The organism is Mesorhizobium sp. WSM4989 (genome assembly GCF_029625795.1).
In the GTDB taxonomy this organism is placed as follows: domain Bacteria; phylum Pseudomonadota; class Alphaproteobacteria; order Rhizobiales; family Rhizobiaceae; genus Mesorhizobium.
This window is the reverse complement of sequence record NZ_JARTVN010000001.1, coordinates 796815-821047: the sequence shown is the minus strand read 5'-3', so window position 1 is coordinate 821047 and position 24233 is coordinate 796815. Positions and strand designations below refer to the sequence as shown.

Sequence of the window (24233 nt, the reverse complement as noted above, 5' to 3'; positions counted from 1 at the left end):
CTTTCACCCAGCTTGCCCGGATGGCATGCGATTTAGCCGTCGGATAAAGACCGGCTTAAAGGCTTTCGTGATAAGCCGCGCCCTTTACAGATCGGCATTCCGGCTCTCTGGAGTTTCGACCATTGACCTTCACCATTGTTGGCGAAGCCCGGCCCAACAGCTTCGAATTCGAGACCTCGGCGCTGATCAAGGCGTCGGGCTTTCGCGAGTACGACGCGCGCTGGTGGGTCGGCCATCCCGGCTCGACCAAGGCGCCGGAGCTCAATTTGATCGGCGTCCAGGCGCTCGGCATGGGTCTGGGCACGCTGATCCGGCGCTTGGGCGTTGGGCCGGATATCGTCACCGGCCATGATTTCCGCTCCTATTCGCTGTCGATCAAGCTGGCGCTGGTCTCCGGCCTGATGGCGGCGGGCGCCCGGGTGAAGGATATCGGCCTGGCTTTGTCCCCCATGGCCTATTTCGCGCAGTTCGCGCTCGATACACCCTCGGTCGCCATGGTCACCGCCTCGCATAACGAGAATGGCTGGACCGGCGTCAAGATGGGGGCGGCGCGGCCGCTCACCTTCGGTCCGGAAGAGATGGGCGCGTTGAAGAAGATCGTGCTCGAAGCCGACTTCGACCTCCGCGGCGACGGTGCCTACGAGTTCATGTCCGGTTTCCGGGAGCTCTATGTCGATGATCTTACCAAGGGCAAACACATCTCGAGAAAACTCAAGGTCGTTTGCGCCTGCGGCAACGGCACGGCTGGCGCCTTCGCGCCGGAAGCGCTGGCGCGTGTCGGCTGCGAGGTGATCCCGCTCGACGTCGAGCTCGACCATACGTTCCCGCGCTACAATCCCAATCCCGAGGACATGCAGATGCTGCGTGCCATCAGCGAGAAGGTGCTGGAGACGGGCGCAGATGTCGGACTGGGCTTCGATGGCGACGGCGACCGCTGCGGCGTCGTCGACAACGAGGGCAACGAGATCTTCGCCGACAAGGTCGGGCTTATGCTCGCGCGCGATACTTCATCGTTCCATCCGGGCTCGGCCTTCGTCGTCGACGTCAAGTCGACGGGGCTTTTTGCCACCGATCATGTGCTCAGGGCGAACGGCGCCACAACTGACTATTGGAAGACCGGCCATTCCTATATCAAGCGCCGCGTTGCCGGGCTCGGTGCCGTCGCCGGCTTCGAGAAATCCGGGCATTTCTTCTTCAACCCGCCTATCGGCCGCGGCTATGACGACGGGCTGATCACCGCGATCGTCGTCTGCCAGATGCTCGACCGCAATCCGCGGAGCTCGATGGCCGATCTCTGCCGCGCGTTGCCGCTGACCTACGGTACGCCGACCATGTCATCGCAATGCCCCGACGAGGTGAAGTACGGCGTGGTCGACCGCGTCGTGGCGGATTTTCAGACGATGCACCGCGAAGGTGCTGACTTTGCCGGCCAGAAGATCGTAACGCTCATCACCGTCAACGGTGTGCGCGTCGTTGCGGAGGACGGCACCTGGGGCCTTGTGCGCGCCTCCTCGAACAAGCCCGAGCTTGTCGTGGTGGTGGAGAGCCCGGTATCGTCCGAGCGGCGCCGGCAGATGTTCGAAGCCGTCGACGCCGTGCTGCGCCGCAGTCCCGAAGTCGGCGCCTACAACCAGACCTTCTGACAGGGCAGCCATGAGCCAGCGCATCGTCAGTTTCGTCATGAGCGGCGGCGTCGGCTCGCGGTTATGGCCCCTGTCGCGCGAGGACAATCCCAAGCAATTCCACGACCTTTCCGGCGACGGCTCGATGCTGGCCAAGACCTTGCGCCGGCTGGCCGCGCGGCCTGAAGGGCAGACGCCGATCTTTCCCATCGCATCGGAGCGCCATGCCGACCGCGTCCATGCCGATCTTGCCGGCATTGATCTCGCCGGCGGCGGCGCATTGTTCGAGCCCACGGGGCGCAACACCGCCGCTGCGTGGCGCTTGCCAGCCTGTGCACCCTGTCCGAATTTGGCGATGAGCTTGTTCTCGTGGTGCCTTCCGACCACGAAATCTCCACCGCGCGGCAGTTCTGGCAGAGCGTTGAGGCGGGTGCTGCGGCGGCGAGAGCCGGTCGCCTGGTGGTGTTCGGGATCAGGCCGACGCAGCCCGAAACCGGCTACGGCTATATCGAGGTCGCGGCCGACCGCGACGGCATGTTCGACGTCTCGCGCTTCGTCGAGAAGCCCGACCTCGCCACCGCGCGGGCTTATCTCGACGCCGGCAGCTTCTATTGGAATACCGGCATTTTCCTGTTTCGCGCCAGCGCCATGCGCGCTGCCTTCGCCGCCTTCGAGCCCAGGATCTGGCAGGCGACGGAAGCCGCTTATCACGCGGCGACCAACGATCTTTCCGGGCTCTACATGCCGCTGGAACTTTACTCGGCGATCCCGTCGACCTCGATCGACTACGCTATCATGGAGCGGGCCAAGGACATCGCCATGGTGGCGGCCGGATTCCGCTGGAACGATCTCGGTTCGTGGCAGTCGCTGCTCGATGTCGGCCCGTCCGACAGCCACGGTAACGTCATCCTCGGCGATGTCGTCGCCATCGATTGCGAGAACTCCTACATCCGCGGCGACGGCCGGCTGCTGTCGGCCATCGGCATGAAGGACGTGGCCATCGTCTCGACGGCAGACGCCACCTTCGTGGCGCCGGTCAGCCACAGCCAGCACGTCAAGAAGATCGTCGAGCAGCTGGAGAAATCCGGCCGGCTGGAGACGAGGTTCACGCCGGCGCATGACCGCGTCATCGAGAGCGGCGCCTGGCGGCGCCGCGTTCGGCGCTGGCTGTTCGAGGAGACGCTGCCGCTGTGGTCGAGGTCATGCGTCGATGAGCGCCATGGCGGCTTCCACGAGGCGCTGGGCTTCGACGCCGCGCCGTTGATGAAGCCGAAACGCATGCGCACCCAGGCGCGCCAGATCTATGCCTTCGCCGTCGCCAAGGAGCGCGGCTGGGACGGCCCGGCGGATCGGCTGATCGCTCATGGCCTTGACTTCATGGCAGGCCGGGGCCGCACCGACAAAGGCGGCTGGGTGCGCACGCTCAATGTCGACGGCTCGGTCGCCGATCCGGTCGAGGACGCCTACGACCATTCCTGCGTGCTTCTAGCGCTGGCGCACGCCCATATTTCGGGCCATTCCGACGCCTTGCGGCTCGGCGAGGAGACCTTTGCCTTCCTCGACGCCCATCTCGAGGACAGCCGCATGACCGGCTTCCTCGACACGTCTGGCGGCGAAGGCGAGCGGCGCTCCAATCCGCACATGCATCTGCTCGAGGCTTTTCTGGCCTGGCACCAGGCGACCGGGGAGCGCGCCTATCTGCGCCGCGCCTCGCGCATCATCGACCTCTTCCGCAGCCATTTCTTCGACGCCGAGAGCTGGACGCTGGGTGAATATTTCGACGATAGCTGGAAGCCAGTGGCGGGCGAGAAGGGCAGCTGGACCGAGCCCGGCCATCATTTCGAATGGGCCTCGCTGCTGATCGATTTCGCCGCGCGCAGCGGCCAGACCGACCTCAATGGTTTCGCCCGCAAGCTTTATGCATCGGCCGTCGCCAACGGCCTCAACCGTGCCACCGGTCTTTCCTATGGCGCGGTCTCGCGCCAGGGCCTCCCGCTCGACACGGTCTCGCGCAGCTGGCCGCAGGCCGAAGCGGTGAAGGCGGCGATCGCGCTCAATGGCGCGGGAGGGCCCGACCTCAAGCCCGAGATCGAGGCGCGCGTCGGCCGGCTGTTCCGCTGGCACATCGACCCGGCGCCGCTCGGCCTCTGGATCGACCGCATCGACGAGCGCGGCCGCTCGATGGCGACCGATGTGCCGGCCAGCATTTTTTATCACCTCGTTTGCGCGCTGATGCAGTATCTGGATGGGACGGCGGAGAAGAGGTGAGGCTTGAGAGAAGCGGACACCGGCGAATTTGTAGAAGTTCCGGGCGATACAACTCTCTGGAAGACGCAGGGCGTTGCGCCGCGAAGGATAGACCTTCCCTTAGAGGCCCGTGGCCGCTTTAGTTGGTACGCTCCCCTTTTCGGGATCGCCGCCGCGTTGGCACTGTCTTCCTCAGTGAAGTACTATTCTTCTGCCGTCCAAAACTGGCAAGCTGGAAATTCGCTCGATCGAGTGGCGTGGGCTGCTGAAGTATTCGGATGCCTCTTTGTCAGCGTCCTGTTCGTCGGAATGTTTGTAAGGGTGGTTTTGGATGCGGCGAATCCGGTCCCATTGCTCATTCTCACCAGGGAAACGTTGTGGGATAGGCGTCAATTGCATGAGCCGGTGCCGTGGAGCGCAATTGAATCCATTAGGGTCCAATCATTCAGGGGTACGCTCCTAGTTTACCTGCGACTTGCGCAACCTGTGCCAGTTAGAAGCGGACTGTTTCGACTGGGCGGGGCGCTGAGAGGCGGGTTGAAATCAAATATTCGAGTGTTGATTTCTCACCTCGATCAGAACGACGAAACCATTGCCAAAGTGCTTGCCGCTCTTGTCAGGAAGAATGGCGGAAAGGTCGAAGGATATTCAGCTTACGCATCCTACCAGCCATGAATCTTTCACGATCGAAAGCCGACTTCAGTAAGGCGCCGCCACATCCCCGGTCTCGACATAGACAGCCTTCAGCTGCGAATAGTGCGCCAGCGCCGCCAGCGAGTTTTCCCGCCCGATGCCGGACTGCTTGACGCCGCCGAAGGGCATTTCCACCGGCGTCAGATTGTAGGCGTTGATCCAGCAGGTGCCGGCTTGCAGCTCGGCGATCACACGATGCGCGCGCGGCAGGTCGCGGGTGAACACGCCCGCCGCCAGGCCGAAGTCGGTGTCGTTGGCGCGTTCGATCACCTCGTCCTCGCTGTCGAATTTGAGCACGCTCATCACCGGCCCGAAGATCTCCTCGCGCGCGATCCGCATGCCGTCGGTCACGCCGGTGAACACCGTCGGCTCGATGAAGAAGCCGCCTTCGAAGCCTTGCAGCGAGGGCACATTGCCGCCGCTGGCGAGCGTCGCCCCTTCCTCTCTGCCGGCGGCGATGTAGGAAACGACCTTGTCCTGCTGCGCCTTGTTGACCAGCGGCCCCATCTGCGTTTCCGGATCGAGCGGATCGCCGATGCGGATCTTTTTGGTGCGCTCGACCAGCCGCTCGACGAAGCGGTCATGCAGGCCCCTCTGCACGAAGACGCGCGTGCCGTTGGAGCAGATCTGGCCGGTCGAATAGAAATTCCCGAGCATGGCGCCGCCGATGGCATTTTCGAGATCGGCATCGTCGAAGACGATCAGCGGCGACTTGCCGCCGAGCTCCATCGTGGCGTGCTTCATCTTCGAGCCGGCAAGCGACAGCACCTTGCGGCCGGTCGGTACCGAGCCGGTCACCGAAACCTTTGCCACGACATCATGGCCGACGAGGCCGGCGCCGACGTCGCCATAGCCCTGCACGACGTTGAACAGTCCGTCGGGCAGCCCGGCCTCGCTGTAGATCTCGGCCAGCGCCAGGGCCGAAAGCGGCGTGTTCTCCGACGGTTTGAACACCATGGCGTTGCCCATGGCTAAAGCCGGCGCCGACTTCCAGCCGGCGATCTGGATCGGATAGTTCCAGGCGCCGATGCCGACGCACACGCCGAGCGGCTCGCGCCTTGTATAGGCAAACGGTCCGCCGAGATCGATCATCTCGCCGTTGAAGGCCGCCACTGCGCCGGCGAAATATTCGAGGCAATCGGCGGCCGAAGGCGCGTCCGCCACCAGCGTCTCCTGGATCGCCTTGCCGGTGTCCAGGGTCTCGATGCGCGCCAGGTCGGCATTGCGGGCGCGCAGGATGTCAGCGGCGCGGCGCAGGACGCGGCCGCGCTCGACCGGCTTCATCCGTGCCCAGGCCGGCTGCGCCGCGCGCGCGGCCTCGATCGCCAACTCCAGCACGTTCGGCGTCGCCGAATGCAGCGAGGCGATGGTCTCGCCCGTCGCCGGATAGATCACCGGCAGTGGCGCGCCGCCTTCATCCTCGATGTAGCGGCCGTTGACGTAGTGCGATGCCGTTGGCTGGGCGCGCATGGTCTTCTCCGTTCGTAATCGCCGGGGCGGGGAGGGCGCCCGCCGGATCATGCGCTATCTGTCTGCCACCTGCCAGCGCGGATTGATCCAGGGTTCCTGGTTGGAAGGCGCCAGCGGCGTGCGGCCAAGGATGTGGTCGGACGCCTTCTCGCCTGTCATGATCGAAGGCGCGTTGAGATTGCCGTTGGTCACCCGCGGGAAGATCGAGGAGTCGGCGACGCGCAGGCCCTCGACGCCGATGACCCGGCATTCCGGATCGACGACGGCGGTCAGATCGTCGGCGCGGCCCATCCTGCAGGTGCCGCAAGGGTGATAGGCGCTCTCGGCGTGCTCGCGGATGAATGCGTCGAGCTCGTCGTCGGTCCGCACATGGGCGCCCGGCGAAATCTCCTTGCCGCGGAAGCCGTCGAAGGCCTTCTGGCCAAAAATCTCGCGCGTCAGCCGGATGCAGTGGCGGAACTCGCTCCAGTCGTCGGGATGCGACATGTAGTTGAAGCGGATCACCGGCTTCGCCTTCGGGTCGGGGGAGCGCAAAGTTACCGAGCCGCGCGACTTGGAGCGCATCGGCCCGACATGCGCCTGGAAGCCATGCGACTTCGCCGCCGCCTTGCCGTCGTAACGCACCGCCGCCGGGATGAAGTGGTACTGGATATCTGGGTAGTCGACGCCGGCCTGCGAGCGCACGAAGGCCGCGGCTTCGAAATGGTTGGTGGCGCCGAGGCCGGTCTTGAAGAACAGCCACTGCGCGCCGATCATCGCCTTGGAGAAGGGGTTGAGCACCGAGTTCAGCGTGATCGGCTTGGTCGCTTCCTGCTGGATATAGAGCTCCAGATGGTCCTGCAGATTGGCCCCGACGCCCGCCCGGTCGGCGATCACCTTTATGCCGTTTTCCTGCAGATGTGCGCCCGGACCGATGCCGGACAGCATAAGGATCTTCGGCGAATTGATCGACGAGGCCGCGACGATCACCTCACGTCGCGCCTTAACGACCTGAATCTGTTTGTGAGCTTCGATCTCGACGCCGACGGCACGTTGATTCTCGATCACCACGCGCCGCGCGAAACCTTTGAGCAGGCTAACATTTTTTCGTTTGAGCGCCGGCTTCAGATAGGCATTGGCCGCGGACCAGCGGCGGCCGCGCCAGATGGTCTGCTCCATCGGCCCGAAGCCTTCCTGCTTCGATCCGTTATAGTCGTCGGTGAGCTCGAAGCCGGCCTGCCGGCCCGCCTCGAGGAAGGCGCCGTAAAGCGGGTTCTTGCGCGTGCCGCGCTGCACATGCAGCGGGCCGCCCTGACCGCGCCAGCCGTCCTCGCCGCCGTCGGAATCCTCCATGCGCTTGAAATAGGGAAGCACGTCGGCGAAGCCCCATCCGGCAGCACCCTGTTCGGCCCAATGGTCGAAGTCGCGCGCATGGCCGCGAACATAGACCATGCCGTTGATGGAGGACGAACCGCCGATCACCTTGCCGCGCGGGGTGGCGAGGACGCGGCCGCCGAGATGCGGCTCCGGCTCGCTGGCGAAGCCCCAGTCGTAAAGGCTCATATTGAGCGGGATCGACAGCGCCGACGGCATCTGGATCAGCGGCCCCATATCGGTGCCGCCGAACTCGATGACGATCACCGAATGCTTGCCGTCTTCCGACAGCCGGTAGGCCATGGCCGAGCCGGCGGAGCCCGATCCGATGATGACGAAATCCGCTTCAAGCATTGTTCATATGCGCCATAAAGTCGGCGAGCGAGACATTGCCGCCGGTAGCCACCACAAGGACGGTTTTGCCCGCCACATCCACCTTGCCGCCGAGCAGCGCGGCAAGCGAGGCCGCGCCCGAAGGCTCCAGCACCAGCTTCAGCCGCTCGAAGGCGATCTTCATTGCATTCCGCACCGCGGCATCCTCGACGGTGACGCCGCGAACGCCGGCAGCACTCACCGCCGCGAAGGGCGCCTCGCCTGGCTTGCGCGCCATCAGCCCGTCGCAGATCGATCTCGGTCCGATCGGCATCGTCTCGATGGCGCCATGCGCCAGCGACGAGCCCATGCCGTTGAAGCCTTCCGGCTCGACGGCGATGATCTCGGTTTTCGGCGACAGATAATGGAAGGCGAGCGACACGCCGCCGATCAGGCCGCCGCCGCCGGCCGAGCAGAACACCAGGTCGGCGTGGGCCTTCTTCGCTGCCAACTGGTCGAGCGCTTCCAGCCCGGCCCCTGCCTGGCCGGCGACGATCTCGGGATCGTCGAAGGGATGCAGCAAGGTGAGCTGCTCGGTCTCGGCGATCTCGCGCGCCTTGGCGGCGGCGACTTCCTCGCGGGCACGCTCGCCATGATCGGTCAGCACCACGCGCGCGCCATAGCCGGCGGTCGCGTCGCGCTTGGCGGCAGGCGCGTCGATCGGCATGACGATGGTGACGGGAATGCCGAGCGCCTGGCCGGCAGCCGCAAGCCCTTGCGCGAAATTGCCGGAGGAATAGGCGACCACGCCCTTCCTCGCTTCGTCCGGTGACAGCCGCTTAAGGCGCCAATAGGCGCCGCGCACCTTGAAGGACCCCGCCCATTGCAGCGATTCCGGCTTGACGAACACCCGCGCGGCGCCGGCTTCCCTCGCAAGTGCGGCCGAGTCCAACAGCGGCGTGACTTGCGTCGCCGTCGAGGTCACCGCATAGGCCTGCTTCAGGCGGTCGAGGGTGGGAACCAGAACGTCTGCCATCATTCGCCTCGCGGATATCGTTTGCTCTCTTCGAGGTTGTCGAGATTCATGTGATTGCGCATGTAGCGCTCCGAGGCTTTCTGCAGCGGCTGGAAATCCCAGGGGTAATAGGCGCCGTTGCGCAGCGCCGGGTAGACGACCCAGCGGCGTGCCTGGCTTTCGCGCACCGCGGCATCGAACGCGGCCATGTCCCAGCGCGCCCGGACCTTTTCCATGAACGCCGCCACCAGGGCAGCGTTCGCCGGCTCGTCAGCGAGGTTGTTCCGTTCGAGCGGGTCGGCCTCCAGGTCGAACAGCTGCGGCGCGTCGAGCTCGCAATGGACGAATTTGTATTTGCCGTCGCGGATCGCGGCCAGCGGCGCATAGGAGCCTTCGGCGGCATATTCCATGACAACGGGTGCGGTGCGCGGCTTGCCGCCGAGCAGCGGCAGCAGCGACTGGCCGTCGGTCCACGGCGCGATTGCAGCGATATCAATGCCGGCGAGGTCACAGAGCGTCGGCGTCACGTCGAGATTGGAGACGGGCGCCTCGATGAGGCCGGCTGGCACGCCGTTGCCGGCGATCATCAGCGGCACGCGCGCCGAGCCCTCGAAGAAGCTCATTTTGAACCACAGGCCGCGCTCGCCCAGCATGTCGCCGTGATCCGAGCAGAACAGGATGATGGTGTCGTCAAGCATGCGAGTGCGCTTGAGGACGTCCAGAAGCTCGCCGAGCTTATCGTCGACATAGGAAATGTTGGCGAAATAGCCGCGCCGGGAACGGCGCACCTGCTCGAGCGTGATCTCGAAGGACTGATAGTCGCTTGCCCGGTAAAGGCGCTGCGAATGCGTGTCCTGTTCGTCATGCGGGATGAACGGCGTCTCGGGATCGAGCGTCTGGCAGTTCTCGTAAAGATCCCAGTACTGCCTGCGCGCGACATAGGGATCGTGCGGGTGCGATAGCGAAACGGTAAGGCACCAGGGCCGATGTCCCGCATCGTCCTGCTCGCGCGAAAGCTGGTACAGCTTTTGCTCGGCCAGAAACACCACCTCGTCGTCATACTCCATCTGGTTGGTGGTCTCGGCAACGCCGGCGCCGGTGACCGAGCCGAGATTGTGATACCACCAGTCGATGCGCTCGCCGGGCTTGCGGTAATCCGGCGTCCAGCCGAAATCGGCCGGATAGATATCGGTGGTCAGCCGCTCCTCGAAGCCGTGCAACTGGTCCGGTCCGACGAAATGCATCTTGCCGGACAGGCAGGTGTAATAGCCGGCGGAGCGCAGATGATGCGCGAAGGTCGGGATCGAGGAGGAGAATTCGGCGGCGTTGTCATAGACCCCGGTGCGCGACGGCAGCTGGCCGCTCATGAACGAGGCCCGGCCGGGCGCGCAAAGCGGCGAGGCGGTGTAGTTGTTGGCGAAACGCGCCGAGCGGGCGGCGAGCGCCTTGAGATGCGGCACGTGCAGGAAATCCGCCGGGCCGTCGGGGAAGAGCGTGCCGTTGAGCTGATCGACCATGACGATCAGGAAATTGGGTCGTTCGGTGGTCAAGGCAGGCTCCGTCCGCTGAGCTTGGTTTCGAGATAATCTTCGACGAGCGCGATCGCTGTCTGCGCATCGGGCACGCCGTCCTTCAGCGCGCGCCGAATGTAGAGTCCGTCGATCAGCGCCGCCGTCGCTTCCGCAGCGCGGTCCGCTTCGGCCCTCGGCAGAATGCCGGTCAGCCCGCTCATCAGGTTGGAATTGAGCCGCCGCGCATAGATACGAAGCAGCCGCCGCAACTCGGTCGATTTCTGCGCCTCGACATAGAAGGCGAGCCAGGCCGCGATGATCTCCGGCTGGAACTGCTCGTCGGAGAAACTGACCGCAACGACGGCCGAGACGCGCTGGCGCGGTGTCGCGGCGACGCGAAGCGCTCGTCTTGTATCGATGTTGAGCTCGGCAAGGATGTGCCGCATCGTGGCGAAGAGCAGCTCGTCCTTGGCGCCGAAATAGTGATGGGCGAGCGCCGACGACACGCCGGCGCGGCCGGCGATCTCCGACATGGTGACGTCCAGCGAACCGCGCTCGCCGATTGCCGAGATCGTCGCGTCGATCAGCGCCTTGCGGCGCAGCCGTTCCATTCCGATTTTCGGCATGCGAGGGGTCCGGTTCGAAGCGAGATTATTTTTTATTGACGCATCAATCAATAAAAAATCGGCATCGGATCAATCGATCGTATCGCTCTGGCCCCATCCCTTCGGCTGGAAAACGGTTCACTATTGAACAATATTGAATGTCATGCCGCGATCGGACGTGCTAGGCTGCGCGGCAGATGGAGGCTGTCATGACCGCATGCATCGTCGGCTGGGCGCATTCGCGTTTCGGCAAGCTCGAAGGCGAGACGCTGGAGGGCTTGATCACCAGGGTCGCCGTGGACGCGCTCGATCATGCCGGCATCGGCCCTGACGATGTCGACGAGATCGTGCTCGGCCATTTCAACGCCGGCTTCTCACCGCAGGATTTCACCGCGAGCCTGGTGCTGCAGGCCGACGACCGGCTGCGCTTCAAGCCGGCGACGCGCGTGGAGAATGCCTGCGCCACCGGTTCGGCTGCGGTGAGACAAGGCGTCCGCGCCATCGATTCCAACGCCGCCCGCGTCGTGTTGGTGGTCGGCGCCGAGCAGATGACCACCACGCCTGGGCCCGAGATCGGCAAGAACCTGCTGAAAGCCTCCTACCTGCCCGAGGATGGCGAAACGCCGGCCGGCTTTGCCGGCGTCTTCGGCAAGATCGCGCAGGCCTATTTTCAGCGCTATGGCGACCAGTCGGATGCGCTCGCCATGATTGCCGCCAAGAACCACAAAAACGGCGTCGACAATCCCTATGCCCAAATGCGCAAGGATTTCGGCTACGAGTTCTGCCGTCAGGAAAGTGAGAAGAACCCCTTCGTCGCCGGTCCGCTGAAGCGCACCGACTGCTCGCTGGTCTCGGATGGCGCCGCCGCGCTCGTGCTCACCGACACCGCGACGGCGCTGAAGATGCGCCGCGCCGTGACCTTCCGCGCCAATGAGCACGTCCAGGATTTCCTGCCGATGTCGAAGCGCGACATCCTTTCCTTCGAGGGCTGCGAGCGAGCTTGGGGCCAGGCGCTGAAGAAGGCCGGCGTCACGCTCGACGACCTCTCCTTCGTCGAGACGCATGACTGCTTCACCATCGCCGAGCTTATCGAATACGAGGCGATGGGCCTGGCGAAGCCCGGCGAGGGCGCGAAGCTCGCCCTGGAAGGCGTCACGGCCAAGGACGGCCGGCTGCCGGTCAATCCGTCCGGCGGGCTGAAGGCCAAGGGCCATCCGATCGGCGCCACCGGCGTCTCCATGCATGTCCTCACCGCCATGCAGCTGACCGGCGAGGCCGGCGGCATTCAGGTGCCTGGGGCAAAACTCGGCGGCATCTTCAACATGGGCGGTGCTGCGGTGGCCAACTACGTTTCCATCCTCGATCGGATCAGGTAGAAGCGACCCGCATCAAAGCGACGCCGCCGGCGCGCGCGTGCGGGAGGCAGCATGGCAAATCCGGTTCTGGTCGAAGTCACGCGGGGCGCGGTGGTCGAAAGCGCTCATCGCGGCGCGGTTTCTGTCTTCGACGCCGACGGCAAGCCTGTCTGGGAGATCGGCGATACGGCGCGACCGGTGTTTCCACGCTCGGCGTTGAAGGCGATCCAGGCGCTGCCGCTGCTCGAATCCGGTGCTGCCGACGCCTACGGCTTCGGCGATCGCGAATTGGCGCTGGCCTGCGCCTCGCATTCAGGCGAGCCGGCGCATGTCGAACTGGCGCAAGCAATGCTCGCCAAGGCCGGTCTCGATAAGACGGCGCTCGAATGCGGCGCGCACTGGCCGTCGAGCCACGTTGCGACGATCGCGCTGGCCCGCGCCGGCAGCGCGCCCAACCCGCTCCACAACAATTGCTCCGGCAAGCATGCCGGTTTCCTCTGTACCTGCGTGCATTCCGGCATTGCCCATGGCGGCTACGTCAAGGCCGGCCATGCGCTGCAGGAGATGGTGCGCGACGCGATGCAATCGGTGACCGGCGCCGCGCATGATGTCGACCATTGCGGCACCGACGGCTGCTCGATCCCGACCTATGCCGTGCCGCTGAAGAGCTTTGCGCTGGGCTTTGCGCGTATGGCGACGGGCAGGGGCTTTGCGCCCGAACGCGCCAAGGCGGCGAAGCGCCTGCTCTCGGCCTGCATGGCCGAACCGTTCCTGGTGGCCGGCACCGGTAAGGCGGACCTCGCGCTGATGCGGGCCGCGCCCGGCCGCATCTTCGCCAAGACCGGCGCCGAGGGCGTCTATTGCGCGGCCTTGCCCGAGCTCGGTCTCGGCATCGCCTTGAAATGCGATGACGGCGCCAGCCGCGCCTCCGAGGTGATGATCGCCGCCGTGCTGGCCAAGCTGCTTCGCAGCGACGAAGCGCTCGCGGCAAAGCTTGCCGAACTCGCCAATCCGCCGGTCGAAAGCCGTATCGGCGCCAAGGTGGGCTTGCTGCGGCCGACGGCGGCGCTGGCCTAACTGACCTTGTTCCGCTCGACGGTCAGATGCGCGTAGCCGGTAAAGGTTGATCTTGCCAGATCGCCCGTCACCGGATTGGCCCAGCGCTGGCCGATGATGGCGCCGTTCTGCGCGGCGTCGATGATATTGTCCGAAATGACGGCGCTGCCGGAACCCTCGACGACGCTGACGACGATGCCCGTGCCGGACTTGCGGATGATGTTGCCCGTTGCAACCACATTGCGCAGATAAGGTCCCCAGCCGAGCTGCATGCCGTAGAGGGGCGCGTTCTCCACGACATTGCCGCAGACGGAGGTTTCGGCCTCGGCGCTGATGCCGACGCCGAAGCCCGGCGGGTCGGCGGTGTAGGGGCCGACCGTCGAGAGGTTGCGCACGATATTGTTCGAGCACACGGCCATGCGGCCGCCTTCGTTGAAGTTTACGATCGAGATGCCGTTGGCGGCACCGTCGACCAGATTGTTGCTGAGGATCGCGCCCTCGAAGGAGAATTCCGAATAAATCCCCGTCTCGCCCGAGCGCGAGCAGGTGTTGCCGGTGATCTGCAAATTGCTGGAGCTGTTGGCGCGGATCGCCGAGAAGGCGCAGTCCGACACGACGTTGGCGGAGATAATGACATTGCCGGCGCGGAAGGCGTTGATACCGTTGCCGTTCTGGCCGGTGCCGCCGCTCCTCGCGCCGATGCGCTGCACGCGGTTGCCGCTGACGATGGTGCCGTCCTCCGCCTGTTGCCAGCGATGCACCAGAATGCCGCCATTGGCGCAATCTGAGATGGTATTGCCCGAGATCTCCAGCCCGCCGGCCTCGACCGAATAGATGCCGGCGTCTGCCGCACCCGAAAAATCGCAGCGCCCGATGCGGCCTGAAACATGTTCCAGCGCCAGCCCGTTCTTGCCGCTGCCTGTGACCTGGCAATTGTCGATGGCGAGATGCGCGACGCGGCGCAGATCGAGCAGCCCTTGCGTATAGTCGGCCAGCCAGCGGTTGCTGCCGTCCAGCACCAGCCCGCTGAGTTCGATATGCTCGGCCTGTTCCGCCATCATCAGGTGGCCGTTGCCGCCATAGACGATGCGGGTCGCCCCCGGGACGCCCGAAAGGCGCACGCGGGCAGGCAGTTTCAGGTTGGAGACAAGATAGGTGCCGGGCGGCAGAAACACCGGCGCATCGCGGTCGCTGGCGTCGCTGAGCATCTTGGCGAAGGCCTTGCTCTGGTCGTCCAGCGCGCCCGGCTGCACGCCGATTTCGATGGCGTTGATCGAGCCGCGCATCGTGGCCTTCTCGATGCCGGGCAGCATCTTCGCCGACGCCTTGCCGGCAAGGAGGCCGGCAGCGGCGAGGCCGGTGGTGCGGGCAAGCAGCGTTCGTCTGTTCAACATCGGCACAGGTCCTGGCGTTTCAACCGCTCCGTCGCAGGATTCGTGCCAAGGCAGGCTCGCAGGCAAACAGCTTGTGCAGTTGCCTCACCAAGCTTAAGTTCATGTTATGAGTAGAGCTTTCACCCGCGAGGAAGACAGCGAAAACGCCATTGCCGGTGTCGGCGAACGGCCGATCAGTCCGCACCGCAATCTGGTAACGGAGCGGGGACTCGCGATGATCGAAGAGAATCTCTCCGAATTGCGAGATCAGATGGCCAAGGCCGAAAGACGCGGCGATCGCGAGCGCCTCGCAATAGTGTCCCGCGACCTGCGCTACTGGACCGCGCGGCGCGAGAGCGCGGAGCTTTCGGTGCCGGAGTCCGGCAGCAATGTGGTCCGCTTCGGCATGGGCGTCACGCTGGAAAACGGCGACGGCAAGAAGGTCCACTGGCGCATCGTCGGCGAGGACGAGGCCAACCCCTCGAAAGGCAGCATCTCCCATGTCTCGCCGATGGCGATGGCCCTGTTCGGCAAGAAGGTCGGCGAGGTCGTTGCCGTCAACGGCAAGGAGTGGGAGATCGTCAAGCTTTCGGACAAGGCCGAGAACTAGGTCTTAGGCTTGACCGTATGGTCGCGGAAAAACGCCGCGGCTCCGATCTCATCGATTTCACCTGCGGCGACCATCATCACCAACTGGATAACATCCTGCTGTTCGGCTTCTACGCTTAACCCGTTGAAATAGAGAAACAAATCGGCCGCGGCAAAAGCCGTGCGCTTGTTCCCGTCAACGAAGGGGTGGTTCTTCGCACTGCCGAAGAGGTAGGCCGCCGCGAGTTCACAAAGATCGGGCTCACCGCACGCTTCCTTCTGTTGGGGGCGGGCGAGGGCAGATTCCAGCATGCCCTGGTCGCGTATACCGGAGGCTCCGCCGTGGAGGCGCAACTGCTCAGCGTGCATCGCCTCCACGAATTCTCGCGAATGATGCTCGGTCATTTAGCGAGCGCGCGGTAGGCAACCTCGTATTTCTTCATCCGTTCGCGCGCGATCTTCATCTTACGCTCGAATTCTTCGGCAGAGTCTTCAAGACGGCGCAAGCGCAGCTCCTGGCCCTCCTGAACGACGATGACGTTGTCGCCCGCCTTCAGGTTTAGCCGGTCGAGAAGCTCTTTCGGCAAAATCAGACCTTCGGAGTTGCCAATCTTTCGAATGGTTGATGTTCATGGTAGGTCGTCCTGTTGCAACGGCAATTATAACTGGAGGGCCTGTTGTCGCAACGGAAATTATAACAACCGATTGGGAACTACTGACATGGTCGCCATCAAGAAGCGGGTTGAGGACGGGATCCTCTTCCTCTCTCGATTGGCGCATTAGCTGTGCCGATAAGCCTTAGCAACGAGTTGCGTTTGACCAGTTCCCGACACAGGCTGTTCACTCAACCGACAGCAGCCTGTCCATCAGCCTGTCCGCCGCTTGCGGGATGACGGTCCCCGGCGGGAAGATTTCGGCCGCCCCAGCCTTCAGCACCGCGTCGTAATCCTGTGGCGGGATGACGCCGCCGGCGACGATCAGCATGTCGCCATGGCCGAGCTTCCTCAGCGCCTCCTTGAGCTCGGGGATCAGCGTCAGATGTCCGGCCGCGAGCGAGGACGCGCCGATGATGTCGACATCATGCTGCACCGCCAGCTTTGCGATCTCCTCCGGCGTCTGGAACATCGGTCCGACGGTGACCTCGAAGCCGAGATCGGCAAAGGCGCTGGCGATCACCTTCTGGCCGCGATCATGGCCGTCCTGGCCCATCTTGGCGACCAGGATGCGCGGCTTTGCACCGGATTTCTTTTCGAAGGTTTCGAGCTTGTCCTTGAGCCGATCGACCGCCGGATTGTCGCCGAGCGCGTCGCGATAGACGCCGGAGATGGTCTGCACGGTGGCTGCATGGCGCCCGAACACTTTCTCCAACGCCAGCGAGATCTCGCCGACGGTCGCATTGGCCCGCGCCGCGCGGATCGCGAATTCGAGCAGGTTCTCGCCGCTTTCAGCCGCGCGGGTGAGGGCGGTTAGCGCATCCTCCAGGGCCGCGACGTCGCGCGTGCCTTTGAGCCGCTGCAGCTTCGCCAATTGCCGGGCCTTGACCTCGGCATTATCGATCTTCAGCACATCGACCTCGATGTCGGCTTCCGGGCGATGCGCATTGACTCCGACCAGCACCTGCTCGCCGGAATCGATGCGTGCCTGGGTGCGCGCCGCCGCTTCCTCGATGCGCAGCTTCGGAATGCCTTTCTCGATCGCCGCCGCCATGCCGCCGAGGTTTTCGACCTCCTCGATATGGGCGAGCGCGCGGGCCGCCAGATCATGTGTCAGCCGCTCGACATAGGCCGAGCCGCCCCACGGGTCGATCATGCGCGTGGTGCCGGATTCCTTTTGCAGGATGAGCTGCGTGTTGCGGGCAATGCGGGCCGAATGGTCGGTCGGCAGCGCCATCGCCTCGTCGAAGGAATTGGTGTGCAGCGACTGCGTATGCCCCTGCGTTGCCGCCATCGCCTCGATCATCGTGCGCGTGATGTTGTTGTAGGGATCCTGCGCCGTCAGCGACCAGCCCGATGTCTGGCAATGGGTGCGCAGCGACAGCGAGCGCTCGTCCTTCGGCGCAAAATTCTTCTTCATCAGGCTCGACCAGAGCAGCCGCGCGGCCCTGAGCTTGGCGACCTCCATGAAGAAGTTCATGCCGATCGCCCAAAAGAAGGAAAGGCGCGGCGCGAACCGGTCGATATCGAGACCCGCGGCGACGCCGGCGCGCGCATATTCGATACCGTCGGCAATCGTGTAGGCGAGTTCGAGGTCGGCCGTCGCGCCCGCCTCCTGCATATGATAGCCGGAGATCGAGATTGAATTGAATTTCGGCATGTGCCGCGAGGTATAGGCGAAGATGTCCGACACGATCCGCATCGAAGGCTTCGGCGGATAGATGTAGGTGTTGCGGACCATGAACTCCTTCAGAATATCGTTCTGAATGGTCCCGGCGAGGTCCTTCTGCGCGACACCCTGTTCCTCCGCCGCCACGATATAGAGCGCCATGATCGGCAGCACGGCGCCGTTCATGGTCATCGACACCGTCATCTCGTTGAGCGGAATGCCGTCGAACAGCTGGCGCATGTCGAGGATGGAATCGATCGCCACGCCCGCCATGCCGACATCGCCGGCGACGCGCGGATGGTCGCTGTCATAGCCGCGATGGGTCGCGAGGTCGAAGGCGACCGACAGGCCCTTCTGGCCGGCCGCGAGGTTGCGCCGGTAGAAAGCGTTGGATTCCTCCGCCGTCGAGAAGCCGGCATATTGCCGGATCGTCCAGGGCTGCTGGACATACATGGTCGGGTAGGGGCCGCGCACGAAGGGCGGCAGGCCCGGATAGGTGTCGAGATTGGCCAGGCCCTTGAGGTCGCCCTGCGTGTAGAGGTGTTTCACGGCGATGCCTTCCGGCGTCATCCGCTGGCCCTTGAGCTCGACCGGCCCGCGGCGCGGCGCCGACCAGCCGATCTGGCTGAAATCCGGGATCATGAGCCGGCTCCGATCGACTGATCGATGCGAACTGGAAACAGCGGCTCACAGGTCGCCACGCCCTCTGTCAGCGCGGGCCGGCGTTCGGCTTTCAATGTCTCGACGCGGCGCTCGCTGCCGGTGCGGAACAAGGTGGTGCCGATGATGCCGCGTTCACCGGCCCGATAGGCGACATTGCGCTTCGCGGCGGCCGTCTGCACACGGTTCTGGATATAGCCCTGCTGCAGGCTGTTGAGCACGCCGCCCTCGGCCTCGATGCGCTGAAATTCTTCCCAGGCCGCCGCGCAAAGACCGTCGGTCAGCGCCTCGACCGCTCCGGAGCCGCTGGCCGGATCGGCCACGTGATGGAGATGGCTCTCATGCGCCAGGATCAGCTGCGCGTTGCGGGCGACGCGGCGCGCAAAACCGGCCGGCAGTCCATGCGCGATGGTATGCGGCAGGATCGAGACGGAATCAGCGCCGCCGGTCGCGGCGGCAAAAGCGGCAATCGCGGTGCGCAGAATGTTGGTTTCCGGATCCGCCATCGCCATCATGCGATAGGAGGTCTCGGCGTGGACGTTCGCCGTCGAGGCCGGGATCGAGCAGGCTTCCTGGATCCGCGCCCAGAGCTTGCGCAACGCCCGCACCTTGGCCATCGACAGGAACTGGTCCTGGTCGACGCTGAGGGCAAAGCCGATATAGGGCGCGGCATAGACCAGCGGCTGACGCGCCTTCTCGAACATCCTGAGATAGGACACGGCGGAAGCCATCATCGTGCCGAGCTCCTGCGCCTCGGTGGCGCCGGCATTGTGGAAGACGCGGCCGTCCGCTTCGAGCAGCACGCCGGGCACGCCCATCGAGAAGAAATGCGCCAGCGATTGCGGCATTGACTCCTGCAGCGCCTCGATCGAGGTGCGCAGCCGTCCGGTGCCGGCGAAGATCGCCGCCGGGTCGATGCCGAAGGAAAGGTTGAGCTTCGCCGGATCGGAGCGGCGCCGGGTCAGGAAGGCGAGCAGCCAATCCGCCACGGCGCGGCTCCACGGATGCGCATCGATGCGCACCTGGACCCGGTTGAGCGGCACGCCGTCGAGCACCGTTTCCAGCGCCTCCGCGGTTCTCGGCAGCCCGTAGCCGAACGCATTCGGCGCACCCTCGAAAACCAGCGACAGGCCGGTCGCGCCCTCAGCGATGTCCTGCAGCGCCTGGGCGCTGGCGCGGGCGATATCGGGATCGTCGATGCGCTGGCTGACGATCCATGGCGACTTCGGATTGGTGCGCACCAGCGGCTCGGCTGTCGTCGAACGCTCGCTGAGCGGCTCGATGCGGATGCCGTCATCGGTGTGCGAAACAAGCTTCTGTTCGAAAGCGCCGCCGGCAAGCACTTTTTCCGCCAGCGCCAGCCAGCGCTTGGTTTCCGGGTTGGGAAGGTCGACATCCCTAGTCAAGGCGCCGGCGCCCATCGCACTCCTCGTCTCTCGGCCGCATCAGCCACCAGTCTATGGTCCCCCGCCGCATATCACAATGCGACATCCGTCGCGGTTGTTCCGGCAGCCGCTAACCGATTGCCAAACATGCGCAAAATCCGCAAGCTAAGTAAGGTGGTTTCGCTGCCAGGGTCAAATTCGAATAGCGCCAAATTTGATGGTGGGCATTGTCGCCCGCCGATCGCGTTATTATCCTCCATGAGACCGGGCGTTTTTGGCGGAAGAGATTGCGGAGACCGGACATATGGCTGACCACACCAGCATCTTCATCGGCGCCAGCCGCAAGCCTGATGATTCCTACCAGCGCGCCGAGGAACTCCTGCTGCGCTACGGCAACCGCCACGGCCTGATTACCGGCGCCACAGGCACCGGCAAGACGGTCAGCCTGCAGGTCTTGGCCGAGGGCTTTTCAAATGCCGGCGTCCCGGTCTTCTGCGCCGACATCAAGGGCGACCTTTCCGGCATCGCCATGATGGGCGAGGCCAAGGATTTCCTTGTCAAGCGTGCAGAGCAGGTGAAGCTCGATCCCTATCAGTTTCAGGAATACCCGGTCATCTTCTGGGATCTGTTCGGCGAGCAGGGTCACCCGATCCGTGCCACCATCTCGGAAATGGGGCCGCTGCTTTTGTCGCGGCTGATGAACCTCACCGAAGCGCAGGAAGGTGTCATGAACATCGCCTTCCGCATCGCTGACGAAGAGGGCCTGCTGCTGCTTGATCTCAAAGATCTTCAGGCGCTGCTCGCCAACATCGCCGAGCGAGCCGACGAGCTCAGCGCACGCTACGGCAATGTCACCAAGCCTTCCGTCGGCGCCATCCAGCGCACGCTTCTGGTGCTTGAGCAGCAGGGCGCCGCGAACTTCTTCGGCGAGCCGGCGCTGCGCATCGCCGATTTGATGCGCACCACCCGCGACGGCCGCGGCGCGATCAGTGTTCTGGCCGCCGACAAGCTGATGATGAATCCCAGGCTCTACGCCACTTTCCTGCTCTGGCTGATGTCGGAGCTGTTTGAGGAACTGCCCGAGGTCGGCGATCTCGAGCGGCCGAAGCTGGTCTTCTTCTTCGACGAGGCGCATCTTTTGTTCGAGGACGCGCCGAAGGTGCTGGTTGATCGCGTCGAGCAGGTGGTGCGGCTGATCCGCTCCAAGGGTGTCGGCGTCTATTTCGTCACCCAGAACCCGCTCGACATTCCGGAAAAGGTTTTGGCCCAGCTCGGCAACCGCGTGCAGCACGCGTTGCGCGCCTATACGCCGCGCGAGCAGCAGGCGGTGCGGACGGCGGCCGATACCTTCCGGCCCAACCCGGATTTCGACTGCGCCACCGCGATTACCCAGCTCGCCACCGGCGAGGCGCTGGTCTCGATGCTGGAGGATAAGGGCGTGCCGGCCATGGTACAGCGCACATTGATTCGCCCGCCGTCGTCGCGGCTCGGGCCGATCACACCCGACGAGCGCCGCAAGGTCCTTGCCGAGAGCCCGGTCGCCGGGCAGTACGATCAAGCGGTCGATCGCGACTCGGCCTTCGAGATACTGCAGAAGAAGACCAGGGAGGCGCAGGAAGCCGAAGCGCAGGCGCAGCAGGCGGGCACCGGCGGCTCGCGCTGGACAATTCCGGGCTTCGACGATGTGTTGGGAGGGTCGGGCCGCCGGTCCTCCAACCGTCAGACAGTGGCCGAAGCCGCGATCAAGTCGGTGGTGCGTTCGGTGGGCTCTTCCGTCGGCCGCGCGATAGTGCGCGGGATACTAGGCAGCCTGGCGCGCGGGCGGTAGCGCCCAACTGAGGCGCGGCAATCAGAGGGCAGGGCGCTTGGCTACGGCAAGGCCGATGCCCAGCGCGATCATCGCGCCGCCGGACGCCTCCCGGAGCCGACGTATCATGCCGGACCGGCCTGCCGCGCCTTCCCTGATGCGGCCGGCCGCGAATGCCACCACGACATCGGCCAGCGTGTTGAGCGTCACCGACACGAAGCCGAGCACCATGAACTGCAAGGCGACGTGGCCGGCGCCGAGATCCAGGAATTGCGGAATGAAGGCCAGGAAGAAGGCGGCCGTCTTCGGATTCAACGCCTCGACCAGCACCCCTTCGCGAAACGCGCGGCCAACGCCGACCGCAGGCGTCGGCGCGCCACCTTCCAGTTTTGTCTTTGCCTCGCGGCGGGCGGACTGGAAGGTGCGCAAGCCGAGCCAGACGAGGTAGACGGCGCCGATCAACTTCAGCGCCGTAAAGAGTTCGGCGCTCGCGAGCACGAGGGCTGAAACGCCCAGGCTTCCGGCAAGCACATGAACCATGCCGCCCAGGCCCGTCCCGAAACTGGAGGCGACGCCTTCAGCGCGGCCTCCGGCCAGGGTGCGCGCGGCGACATAGAAGATGCCCGGTCCGGGCGTGATGGCAAGCAGCAGCGCCGCGGCGAAGTACAAGGCGAATAGTGTCAGGTCCGGCATGATCGGCTCGCTGGCAATTGGACTGGGTCGGATGTCAAGACGGGATCAGTTGGGCGACGTCGCGATCCGAAGGCCGGTCGCTCGCTGCTAGACCAGTGACAACACCGGCGCGATCGGCCGCGTTGCGGTTCTGGCTCATCTTGCGCTTGCCTTGGAGCCGCGTGATCGGCATGCGCAAGCCGACAATGCCTTTGAGTTGCGCCTGGATGAAATCCGGCGGCGCATCCGATACGGACCAAGGCGAGGGGCGTCCGCCTTCGTGGAGATTGGTCAGGCGCGTGACGATCTCGAGCAGCCTGTCGGCGTCCTCGAAGAATTCGATCGGCCCATAGGCATGAACGGCCAGGTAGTTCCAAGTCGGCACTACCTTTCCGGTCTCCTGCTTGGTCTGATACCAAGCCGGCGCCACATAGGCGTCGGGCCCCATGAAGATCGCCAGGCCATCGCCCAGAACCGGTGCGCGCCACTGCGGATTTGCCTTCGCGACATGGCCGTAGATCGTGCCATGCTCGCCCTCGCTCTCGTTTAGCAAAAGCGGCAATGGCGTCGCCTGCGGTCCTTCCGCCGTGGCGGTGACCAGCGTCGCCAGCCGTGCCGCGCGGATCGTCGCCATGAGGCTCTCCCTGTCGTCATCGCGGAAGGCGGGCGGAATGTACATGGCGAAAACTCCTTGCATTGCATGGAAAGATGCAGGAAAGCTGGCTTGCTTGGAACATCCAGTTTTGCAGGTTTTCGATGGTCCAGTTGGAGCAGGAAGGTGTGGCGCGCCGGATCATCGCGGCGATCAAGGCGCAGATCCACAGCGGCGTTTACCGGCCCGGCGATCGCCTGCCGTCGTCGCGGGCCTTTGCCGCCGAATGGGGCGCGTCGCGAACCACGGTGACGGCGGCCTACAACCAGCTCGACGCCGAAGGTTATCTGATCATCCGGCAGGGCTCGCGTGCCACTGTGGCTCCGGGACTGGAGCGGCCGTCGGGGGCGGCCCCCATCGCGGCTGCCTCGCCACGCAACCTATCGACGTTCGCGCGCAGGCTGCTGGCTTTGCCTCCGCCGGCGGAACAGCAGCCGGCCAAGGTCGCGGATTTCCGCTATGGCGACCTGTCCGGGGCGGACTTCCCGGTGCTGGCTTGGCGACGGGCCTCGAACAAAGCCATTCTGCGGCGCGGCGCACGGTTGCGCTATGGCGACCCACAGGGCTCGCTTGCTCTTCGCAGCGCCCTGTAAACCTATCTCTGGCGCGCACGCGGCATCAACTGCGCGCCGGACCAGATCGCCATCGTCAACGGCTCCCAGCAAGGGCTCGACCTCTGCGCGCGGCTGCTGCTCGACTCCGGCGACCCGTTCGTGATCGAGAATCCGGGCTATCTGCTGGCCCGCCATGCCTTCACGGCCGCGGGCGGCGTCGCCGTGCCAGTTGCGGTCGACGCTGACGGGCTAAGGACGGATGCGCTGCCGCCGGCCCGTCTGGCTTACGTCACGCCATCGCACCAGTTTCCGCTCGGCGGCGTGCTTTCGGCGACGCGGCGGCATTCCCTCCTGGCCTGGGCCACGGCATCAGGCGCCTATGTCGTCGAAGACGATTACGACGGCGAATACCGCCACGACATCGCCCCCATCCCGCCTCTGCAGACGCTCGATCCAGGCTCCGTCATTTATGTCGGCACGCTGTCCAAAACGCTCTCGCCCACCTTGCGGCTCGGTTATCTGGTCGTCCCCGCCGGCCTGCGTCGGGCCTTCAGCGAGGCAAAGCGCCTGACCGACCGGCATGCTCCGATGCTGGAGCAGGACGTGTTGGCCGACCTGCTGACGAGCGGCGCTTACGAGCGCCACGTCCGCAGCATCCGCAGGAAAAATGCCGAGCGCCGAGAAGTCCTGCTGCGGGCGCTCGCCGATCATATCGGGCCAAAGGTGACTGTTGCTGGGGCCGACACGGGCCTGCACGTCGTGGCCTGGTTGAACGGCATCGATTCTGGATGCGAGCCGGCGATCATCGCCGACGCACGCGCTGCGGGGATCGGCCTCTATCCGGTATCGCCGCTCTATGATCCGGCCGAGCCGCGGCCCGAAACGGCGGGCTTCATCATGGGATATGCTGGTCTCGACGCGGAGGCGTTGCGCCGCGGCGTTGCGGTGCTGGCGGACATCCTCGCCAAGCACCGCTGACGA

18 protein-coding genes and 2 pseudogenes are annotated in these 24233 nt (G+C 64.7%); 8 read left to right on the top strand and 12 right to left on the bottom strand.

What is annotated here, in order from left to right; all coding sequences use genetic code 11:
* Positions 1-122: 122 nt before the first annotated feature.
* The 3 genes and pseudogenes from P9217_RS04140 to P9217_RS04130 all read left to right on the top strand — a co-directional run bounded on the left by P9217_RS04140 (position 123) and on the right by P9217_RS04130 (position 4544).
* Positions 123-1643 carry a phosphomannomutase/phosphoglucomutase gene (locus tag P9217_RS04140; RefSeq protein ID WP_278086600.1) on the top strand — a complete coding sequence of 507 codons (1521 nt, stop codon included), beginning with the start codon at positions 123-125 and terminating at the stop codon, positions 1641-1643.
* 10 nt (positions 1644-1653) lie between these two features.
* A pseudogene (locus P9217_RS04135) lies at positions 1654-3890 on the top strand (AGE family epimerase/isomerase).
* 3 nt (positions 3891-3893) lie between these two features.
* Complete coding sequence (locus P9217_RS04130) at positions 3894-4544, top strand: hypothetical protein (protein ID WP_127335512.1); 651 nt, start codon at positions 3894-3896, stop codon at positions 4542-4544.
* 24 nt (positions 4545-4568) lie between these two features.
* Here the strand turns inward: P9217_RS04130 and betB are convergent, their stop codons facing one another.
* Genes betB through betI form a run of 5 tightly spaced genes read right to left on the bottom strand, consistent with a single transcriptional unit; the run spans position 4569 to position 10849 of the window.
* Positions 4569-6032 carry a betaine-aldehyde dehydrogenase gene (gene betB, locus P9217_RS04125; RefSeq protein ID WP_278086601.1) on the bottom strand — a complete coding sequence of 488 codons (1464 nt, stop codon included), beginning with the start codon at positions 6030-6032 and terminating at the stop codon, positions 4569-4571.
* Positions 6033-6086: 54 nt separating this feature from the next.
* Positions 6087-7739 carry a choline dehydrogenase gene (gene betA / locus P9217_RS04120; protein ID WP_278086602.1) on the bottom strand — a complete coding sequence of 551 codons (1653 nt, stop codon included), beginning with the start codon at positions 7737-7739 and terminating at the stop codon, positions 6087-6089.
* On the bottom strand, positions 7732-8736 hold the full coding sequence (locus P9217_RS04115) for a threonine/serine dehydratase (protein WP_278086603.1): 1005 nt from the start codon (positions 8734-8736) through the stop codon (positions 7732-7734). Before P9217_RS04115 ends, betA begins: the two co-directional genes overlap by 8 nt.
* Entirely contained in the window at positions 8733-10262 is a 1530-nt protein-coding gene (betC, locus tag P9217_RS04110; RefSeq protein ID WP_278086604.1) for a choline-sulfatase, read from the bottom strand. Before betC ends, P9217_RS04115 begins: the two co-directional genes overlap by 4 nt.
* Positions 10259-10849 (bottom strand): transcriptional regulator BetI, encoded by a 591-nt coding sequence (gene betI, locus P9217_RS04105; RefSeq protein WP_095800185.1) that lies wholly within the window; start codon positions 10847-10849, stop codon positions 10259-10261. Before betI ends, betC begins: the two co-directional genes overlap by 4 nt.
* Before the next feature lie 188 nt (positions 10850-11037).
* Here betI and P9217_RS04100 point away from each other — a divergent pair, with 188 nt between their 5' ends.
* Both P9217_RS04100 and P9217_RS04095 read left to right on the top strand, forming a co-directional pair.
* Complete coding sequence (locus tag P9217_RS04100) at positions 11038-12204, top strand: acetyl-CoA acetyltransferase (protein WP_278086605.1); 1167 nt, start codon at positions 11038-11040, stop codon at positions 12202-12204.
* Positions 12205-12255: 51 nt separating this feature from the next.
* On the top strand, positions 12256-13260 hold the full coding sequence (locus P9217_RS04095) for an asparaginase (protein ID WP_278055079.1): 1005 nt from the start codon (positions 12256-12258) through the stop codon (positions 13258-13260).
* Here the strand turns inward: P9217_RS04095 and P9217_RS04090 are convergent.
* Positions 13257-14633: a TIGR03808 family TAT-translocated repetitive protein gene (locus P9217_RS04090; RefSeq protein ID WP_127240179.1), complete on the bottom strand. Its 1377-nt coding sequence runs from the start codon at positions 14631-14633 to the stop codon at positions 13257-13259. The genes P9217_RS04095 and P9217_RS04090 overlap by 4 nt on opposite strands.
* A 106-nt stretch (positions 14634-14739) precedes the next feature.
* On the opposite strand from P9217_RS04090, the gene greA reads away from it, so the two are divergent.
* Positions 14740-15222 carry a transcription elongation factor GreA gene (gene greA / locus P9217_RS04085; protein WP_066997710.1) on the top strand — a complete coding sequence of 161 codons (483 nt, stop codon included), beginning with the start codon at positions 14740-14742 and terminating at the stop codon, positions 15220-15222.
* Here the strand turns inward: greA and P9217_RS04080 are convergent.
* The 4 genes from P9217_RS04080 to P9217_RS04065 form a co-directional block, all read right to left on the bottom strand.
* The gene (locus tag P9217_RS04080) at positions 15219-15605 is read right to left on the bottom strand and encodes a type II toxin-antitoxin system death-on-curing family toxin (RefSeq protein WP_278086606.1); all 387 of its coding nucleotides are present in this window, start codon (positions 15603-15605) and stop codon (positions 15219-15221) included. The genes greA and P9217_RS04080 overlap by 4 nt on opposite strands.
* Positions 15602-15820 (bottom strand): AbrB/MazE/SpoVT family DNA-binding domain-containing protein, encoded by a 219-nt coding sequence (locus P9217_RS04075; RefSeq protein ID WP_278086954.1) that lies wholly within the window; start codon positions 15818-15820, stop codon positions 15602-15604. Before P9217_RS04075 ends, P9217_RS04080 begins: the two co-directional genes overlap by 4 nt.
* 220 nt (positions 15821-16040) lie before the next feature.
* The gene (scpA, locus tag P9217_RS04070) at positions 16041-18164 is read right to left on the bottom strand and encodes a methylmalonyl-CoA mutase (protein ID WP_278086607.1); all 2124 of its coding nucleotides are present in this window, start codon (positions 18162-18164) and stop codon (positions 16041-16043) included.
* The gene (locus tag P9217_RS04065; protein WP_278086608.1) at positions 18161-19603 is read right to left on the bottom strand and encodes a methylmalonyl-CoA mutase family protein; all 1443 of its coding nucleotides are present in this window, start codon (positions 19601-19603) and stop codon (positions 18161-18163) included. Before P9217_RS04065 ends, scpA begins: the two co-directional genes overlap by 4 nt.
* A gap of 268 nt (positions 19604-19871) precedes the next feature.
* Here P9217_RS04065 and P9217_RS04060 point away from each other — a divergent pair, with 268 nt between their 5' ends.
* Positions 19872-21395, top strand: coding sequence for a helicase HerA-like C-terminal domain-containing protein (locus P9217_RS04060; protein ID WP_095800180.1), 1524 nt, complete (start codon positions 19872-19874; stop codon positions 21393-21395).
* A 21-nt stretch (positions 21396-21416) separates the two neighbouring features.
* Here P9217_RS04060 and P9217_RS04055 read toward each other — a convergent pair whose 3' ends face one another.
* Both P9217_RS04055 and P9217_RS04050 read right to left on the bottom strand, forming a co-directional pair.
* The gene (locus tag P9217_RS04055) at positions 21417-22067 is read right to left on the bottom strand and encodes a LysE family translocator (protein WP_127241929.1); all 651 of its coding nucleotides are present in this window, start codon (positions 22065-22067) and stop codon (positions 21417-21419) included.
* A gap of 34 nt (positions 22068-22101) precedes the next feature.
* Positions 22102-22725: an FMN-binding negative transcriptional regulator gene (locus P9217_RS04050; RefSeq protein WP_278086609.1), complete on the bottom strand. Its 624-nt coding sequence runs from the start codon at positions 22723-22725 to the stop codon at positions 22102-22104.
* Between the two features lie 77 nt (positions 22726-22802).
* On the opposite strand from P9217_RS04050, the pseudogene P9217_RS04045 reads away from it, so the two are divergent.
* Positions 22803-24230 (top strand): annotated as a pseudogene (locus P9217_RS04045) (PLP-dependent aminotransferase family protein).
* Positions 24231-24233 lie beyond the last annotated feature (3 nt).

Excerpts from the sequence above, each read along its gene's own strand:
- betB (WP_278086601.1), bottom strand. The coding sequence starts at position 6,032 with ATGCGCGCCCAGCCAACGGCATCGCACTACGTCAACGGCCGCTACATC.
- betA (WP_278086602.1), bottom strand. The coding sequence starts at position 7,739 with ATGCTTGAAGCGGATTTCGTCATCATCGGATCGGGCTCCGCCGGCTCG.
- P9217_RS04115 (WP_278086603.1), bottom strand. The coding sequence starts at position 8,736 with ATGATGGCAGACGTTCTGGTTCCCACCCTCGACCGCCTGAAGCAGGCC.
- betI (WP_095800185.1), bottom strand. The coding sequence starts at position 10,849 with ATGCCGAAAATCGGAATGGAACGGCTGCGCCGCAAGGCGCTGATCGAC.
- P9217_RS04100 (WP_278086605.1), top strand. The coding sequence starts at position 11,038 with ATGACCGCATGCATCGTCGGCTGGGCGCATTCGCGTTTCGGCAAGCTC.
- P9217_RS04095 (WP_278055079.1), top strand. The coding sequence starts at position 12,256 with ATGGCAAATCCGGTTCTGGTCGAAGTCACGCGGGGCGCGGTGGTCGAA.
- P9217_RS04090 (WP_127240179.1), bottom strand. The coding sequence starts at position 14,633 with ATGTTGAACAGACGAACGCTGCTTGCCCGCACCACCGGCCTCGCCGCT.
- greA (WP_066997710.1), top strand. The coding sequence starts at position 14,740 with ATGAGTAGAGCTTTCACCCGCGAGGAAGACAGCGAAAACGCCATTGCC.
- P9217_RS04080 (WP_278086606.1), bottom strand. The coding sequence starts at position 15,605 with ATGACCGAGCATCATTCGCGAGAATTCGTGGAGGCGATGCACGCTGAG.
- scpA (WP_278086607.1), bottom strand. The coding sequence starts at position 18,164 with ATGATCCCGGATTTCAGCCAGATCGGCTGGTCGGCGCCGCGCCGCGGG.
- P9217_RS04065 (WP_278086608.1), bottom strand. The coding sequence starts at position 19,603 with ATGGGCGCCGGCGCCTTGACTAGGGATGTCGACCTTCCCAACCCGGAA.
- P9217_RS04060 (WP_095800180.1), top strand. The coding sequence starts at position 19,872 with ATGGCTGACCACACCAGCATCTTCATCGGCGCCAGCCGCAAGCCTGAT.
- P9217_RS04055 (WP_127241929.1), bottom strand. The coding sequence starts at position 22,067 with ATGCCGGACCTGACACTATTCGCCTTGTACTTCGCCGCGGCGCTGCTG.
- P9217_RS04050 (WP_278086609.1), bottom strand. The coding sequence starts at position 22,725 with ATGTACATTCCGCCCGCCTTCCGCGATGACGACAGGGAGAGCCTCATG.